This window comes from Daejeonella sp. (assembly GCF_044232565.1).
GTDB lineage: Bacteria > Bacteroidota > Bacteroidia > Sphingobacteriales > Sphingobacteriaceae > Daejeonella.
In genome coordinates this window covers 1-5,716 of the sequence record NZ_JBIILQ010000181.1, presented here as the reverse complement: position 1 = coordinate 5,716, position 5,716 = coordinate 1, and the positions used below count along the sequence as shown (strand labels likewise).

Here is a 5,716-nt window from a genome sequence, read left to right as displayed (position 1 = left end):
CACCAGCATAGCAACACATGTGTTCGCCCGAAAAAACAAATTAACATGAACATCTTATATTTTTTAATTGGTTGTAGTGTGTTCTTAGCCCTCCTGTTTTTATTAGCCTTTTTTTGGGCCATGAAAAATGGACAGAATGATGATACCTATACTCCAGGTGTTCGTATTTTATTTGATGATGACATTCCAAATGAACCCAAAAAGTGATTAAGATCATATTTTTTTCGATGCTTTGTCACTTGATTGTCATACACTAGAAATTAGATTTACACCATAAATAAAAACCCAATAGTATGCTTGAAAAATTTAATTATGATAATAAAATTGTAAGGAATTTCGCCATTGCCACGGTCATTTGGGGACTTGTGGGAATGCTAGTCGGACTATTAATAGCCCTGCAGCTCTTTAAACCAGAGATGAATTTAGGCAATCAATACACTACATTCGGTCGTATCCGTCCTTTACACACCAATGCAGTGATTTTCGCATTTGTAGGAAATGGGATATTCATGGGGGTTTATTACTCGCTTCAGCGACTATTAAAAGCCAGAATGTTTAGCGATATACTGAGCAGTATCCATTTCTGGGGCTGGCAACTTATTATTGTTGCTGCAGCAATTACCTTACCCCTAGGATTAACTTCTTCGCATGAGTATGCCGAATTAGAATGGCCAATTGATATTGCTATTACCTTAATTTGGGTGGTATTTGGAATAAATATGTTCGGTACGATTATTAAGCGCCGGGAACGACATATGTATGTAGCCATTTGGTTTTACATCGCAACCTTTGTAACTGTTGCAGTATTACATATTGTCAATTCCTTTCAACTACCTATTTCGGCGTTCAAAAGTTATTATATATATGCTGGGGTTCAAGATGCACTGGTACAATGGTGGTACGGACATAATGCGGTTGCGTTCTTCTTAACCACTCCATATCTGGGAATGATGTATTACTTCCTCCCTAAAATGTCGCAACGCCCAGTGTATTCGTATAAACTTAGCATTTTACACTTTTGGTCATTGATTTTTATCTATATCTGGGCGGGTCCACACCACTTATTATATTCCTCTCTACCTGATTGGGCTCAATCATTAGGAGTAGCATTTTCAATTATGCTCATTGCACCAAGTTGGGGTGGTATGATCAACGGGCTATTAACTTTAAGAGGAGCATGGGATAAGGTACGTGAAGATACAAACCTCAAGTTTATGGTTGTTGGTATCACAGCCTATGGTATGTCTACTTTCGAAGGACCACTATTGTCGCTAAAGCAAGTAAACGCAATTGCCCACTTTACCGATTGGATCGTTGCTCACGTACACGTTGGAGCTTTAGGATGGAATGGTTTCCTAACCTTCGCTATTCTGTATTGGTTAATACCTAGAATTTACCGAACTGAGATTTTCTCCAAAAAACTTGTGGCTTTCCACTTTTGGATTGGTACACTTGGTATTCTTTTCTATGCCATACCAATGTACCTATCTGGATTTTTACAAGGATTAATGTGGAAAGAGTTTACACCTGAAGGATTGCTTAAATATCCAAACTTCTTGGAAACCACCCTTCAGCTTTTACCCATGCATATTTTTAGGTCTATTGGAGGTACTTTATACCTAATTGGTGTCATCGCAATGACCTATAACCTCTTTAAAACAGCAAAAAGCGGTATTCTCCTTGCTGATGAACCCGCTGAAGCAATGGCATTAGAGCCGGCTTATGCACCAAGTTCATCCGAAAAAACATGGCATCGTTCATTAGAGCGTAAGCCAATGTATTTCCTCGTACTTTCACTAATTGTGATTTTAATTGGTGGTATGGTTGAAATGATGCCAACCTTTATGATATCATCTAATATCCCAACTATTGCCAGTGTTAAACCATACAGCCCTCTTGAATTACAAGGACGTGATCTCTATATCCGCGAAGGCTGTGTAAATTGTCATTCACAGATGATTCGGCCATTCCGATCTGAAACAGAAAGATATGGTGAATACAGCAAAGCCGGTGAGTTTGTATATGATCATCCATTTTTATGGGGTTCCAAACGAACGGGACCAGATTTGCATCGTGAGGGAGGAAAGTATTCCAATGCTTGGCAATACAACCACCTAATGGATCCAACGAGTATGTCGCCGGGAAGTATAATGCCTCCATACCATTGGCTTGGAGAGCAAGTATTAGACACAACAACAACCATCTCGAAGATTAATGCAATGAGAACACTTGGTGTACCCTATGCGCCTCTTTACGAGCAACAGGCCAATTCCGACCTACAAAAACAAGCAGATGGAATTGTAGCTAACCTGGATAAAGACGGAATAAAAATAAGTAGTGATAAAGAAATAATAGCCTTAATCGCGTATTTACAACGTCTCGGGACAGATATCAAAGTGGGTAATGTAGCATTGCAGCCCTCCAAATAATAAGATTGAACCATTAAATTTAAATTCATGTTCAGACAATTTATAGATAAAACTACAGGTGCAGATGTCTACCTGATTACTTCACTTGGCATATTTATGGTTTTTTTCATCATCGTAACGGCACTCCTATTTACAATGAAAAAAAATCATGTAAACTATATGAGTGAGCTACCATTAAATGATGATAAAGCTTAAAATTATGAGACGCTTAATTTTACTATTTACCCTACTTTTTGCTAGTAATTCAACTTGGGCTGCAGCAGCAAATAATGGAAGAGGTACAAATAATTTTCATACAGAAGTAATAGTTGTTTTGTTTCTTGTAGCAGTTCTGCTATTGATTGTAGCTCTTGTTTTACTTAAAACAGTGAGTGTAATGGCGAGAGAAATAAAATCACCAACACAAATTCCAGTTAATGAACCAGCAAAAATGCTGGAATATCATGAATGGGAAGCTACTCAGGAATACATAAAAAGTTCCAAACCTAGCATTTGGACCAAGTTGATGGGTTTAAGACCTCTTTCAGAAGAAAAAGACATGATGTTAGATCATGATTTTGACGGAATTACGGAATTAGATAATCCTACTCCAGCATGGTTTAATGTCTTATTTTATGGATCAATTCTTTTTGGAGCGGTTTACCTACTAAATTATCATGTATTTAAATGGAGCCCGCTACAGGATGAAGAATATGTAATTGAAATGAAGTCAGCAGAAGTTGAAAAAGCGGCTTATTTGGCAAAAGCAGGAAATCTAATTGATGAAAACAGCGTAAAAATTGATAATAGCCCTGAAATAATTGCAGCTGGAAAAGCAGTTTACGTGCAAAATTGTGTCGCCTGCCACCTCAATGACGGTGGTGGATCTGTAGGTCCGAATTTAACTGATGAATTTTGGATTCACGGAGGAACAATCAGCAGTATCTTCAAGACCATTAAATATGGTGTGCCTGAAAAAGGTATGATTGCGTGGGAGAAAACGCTTACTGCGAAGCAAACTGCAGATCTTTCGAACTTCATTCTTTCCTTGAAAGGCACAAAACCGGCAAATCCGAAAGAACCGCAAGGAGTTCAATTATAAAAAGCCTCATAAAATTAAACCCGGATCATGTGAATGAAACCGGGTTTTTTATTTGAATAACTTATAACTATTCTTTTTACACGCTTACCAGACTTACATAATAAAATATAAAACCAGAAAAATTAATCGTCCGATATCAGGATGTGTTTTACGAATTCTACAAGAAATCTCTATACCTTCTTAGCTTTTAAACTAATCTAAAACTAAATACAATTCAATATTACTAAAGATAAATCATTGCCTAAGAGGAACAGCAAAAAAGATCAATCCTGATAGTCCATAATCAATTCTGCTAATCGATTATCTCTTCCATAAATATCCCTTCTAAAATTTATCCTACCTTCAGGATCAACGAAAGAAGTAAAATAAACAATGAACACCGAAACCTTCTCTGCCAAGCTTACATATTTTTCTGTTCCCAAATTCATGGACGCCTGAATTGCCGAATCATTCCAATCGGGCTGATTTCTCAATAAGAACTGTGCAAGCTTAAAAGGTTCACTTACACGAATACAACCGTGACTAAACGCTCGAATGGGTTCATCAAACAAGGATTTCGATGGTGTATCGTGCAAATAAATATTATAACTATTGGGGAAAATGAATTTTACTTTACCTAAAGCATTTAAAGTACCGGGCTTTTGCCTAATTTCTGGTAAACCATTACGATAACCTGTAATTTCCATTTGATGTTTTTGCAGATAATTCCTATCCTTTCGGATATTCCTGAGAATTTCGTTTCTCACAATACTTTGAGGAACATTCCAATAGGGACTGAAAACCACATATTTTAAGTCGGCATTAAAGACTACCGTTTTATTCATAACCTTACCTACCACTACCTTACAGCTCCACTGCAATTGATTATTACTAAAAACATGGAGTTTAAATTCTGGGATATTAACAACAATATAATCTGTAGTGAGATTTTCAGGAAGCCAACGAAAACGCTCCATATTTACTATTAGCTGCTTGATTCTTTGTTTATATGTTACATTAAGCTCCGCTACAGTTTCCCTGCCTACAATGCCATCATCTAGTAGTCCATGCCGAATTTGAAACTGCTTAACCGCATTTTCAAGTTGCAAGTCGAAGATTGGGTCAGTATTTTCAGTTTGGAGATCACCCAGTTTATTGAGACGTAATTTTATTTTCCTTATAATTACAGAGCTATCACCTAATCTATAAGATGTTTTTTCAAGCTTAATCTTAAAATAGTGGTCTTCTTTCTCTAGCTCCCGATACTTTTCGATATGCTTTTTTAAAAGTTCGTACTGCCTGTTAATGAGTGATTGACCCACTTTAATTTGTCCTATTTCAACCTTTAAAATATCATCAAGATACTCCTGATAAGACCTTTTTTGACCTTGAGGTTTCCAGTTAATATCTTTTAACAAGTCAGGGTAATTTTCGGTAGACAAAATCTCTGAAAGGGCGGAAAATTGCGCAGTAAGGAAAAGCTCGACCTCTATTTTTTGTGCAGCTGTAAGCTTTGATGGAAGTTCAGCATTAATTAAGGAATCAAGTAAGTTTAAGTAAGGAATCTCTTCAGAATCTTCAAGCTGCAAATTAGATAAACGATTATATAAATTATCTGCTTGCTCTATCAATCCATCTTTATCGAACCATGTAAAAGCCATCTTCCGCTGATTATAAAAAGTCTGGATATTGCCTTCAAATGGTAAGAATTTTGGATATTTTATTAGGAATCTATTTATTTCTAGGCTGTCAAATTTCGATTTTGTTTGGGAGCCAAAAATCTGGTAAAAACCATGACTAAAATTAGCTTTACTCTTAAAAACTAAGGAATCTTTTCTCAAATCAACATAACTACTCCTTATCTGACTTTGCCCATAAAGGGAGAGAGAGAAAAAAAAAACGAAAAGAAAATATAGCCTTGAGATTTTGAAATTCATTTAAAAATTACTGTTTTGTAAATAATAATCATTCTTATATTATTTCATCTAGTTAAACTGAAAAAATTTGCTATTTGAAGTCTGACAATCCACTTTAAATAACAAAATCTAAAATCAATATTTAAACCTCGATTCGAATAACCATCTAAAAGGCCTTAATCTTTCTTCAGGCTTCAAGCCATGCCTTTTAATACTCTCTATCTTTATTAATTCAACGGCTTCCTCAATAGAATCAGTAACTAGAAAAAGACTTAAATCAGCTTCAGAGACTGTCCCTTCCATTCTCATAA

Annotated in this window: 5 protein-coding genes; 4 read left to right on the top strand and 1 reads right to left on the bottom strand. The window is 36.0% G+C overall.

Annotation, left to right across the window (positions count from 1 at the left end; translation table 11 throughout):
• The 4 genes from ccoS to ACILQF_RS09845 all read left to right on the top strand — a co-directional run.
• Positions 1 to 207: cbb3-type cytochrome oxidase assembly protein CcoS (gene ccoS / locus ACILQF_RS09860; protein ID WP_395627244.1), on the top strand; the 207-nt coding region annotated here is incomplete at its 5' end.
• A gap of 86 nt (positions 208 to 293) precedes the next feature.
• Positions 294 to 2,429, top strand: a complete 2,136-nt coding sequence (gene ccoN / locus ACILQF_RS09855) for a cytochrome-c oxidase, cbb3-type subunit I (protein WP_395627243.1) — start codon at positions 294 to 296, stop codon at positions 2,427 to 2,429.
• A gap of 27 nt (positions 2,430 to 2,456) precedes the next feature.
• Positions 2,457 to 2,624 carry a hypothetical protein gene (locus ACILQF_RS09850; protein WP_395627242.1) on the top strand — a complete coding sequence of 56 codons (168 nt, stop codon included), beginning with the start codon at positions 2,457 to 2,459 and terminating at the stop codon, positions 2,622 to 2,624.
• 4 nt (positions 2,625 to 2,628) lie between these two features.
• Positions 2,629 to 3,510, top strand: a complete 882-nt coding sequence (locus tag ACILQF_RS09845) for a cbb3-type cytochrome c oxidase N-terminal domain-containing protein (protein ID WP_395627241.1) — start codon at positions 2,629 to 2,631, stop codon at positions 3,508 to 3,510.
• 263 nt (positions 3,511 to 3,773) lie between these two features.
• Here the strand turns inward: ACILQF_RS09845 and ACILQF_RS09840 are convergent, their stop codons facing one another.
• Positions 3,774 to 5,426: a murein L,D-transpeptidase gene (locus ACILQF_RS09840; protein WP_395627240.1), complete on the bottom strand. Its 1,653-nt coding sequence runs from the start codon at positions 5,424 to 5,426 to the stop codon at positions 3,774 to 3,776.
• Positions 5,427 to 5,716 lie beyond the last annotated feature (290 nt).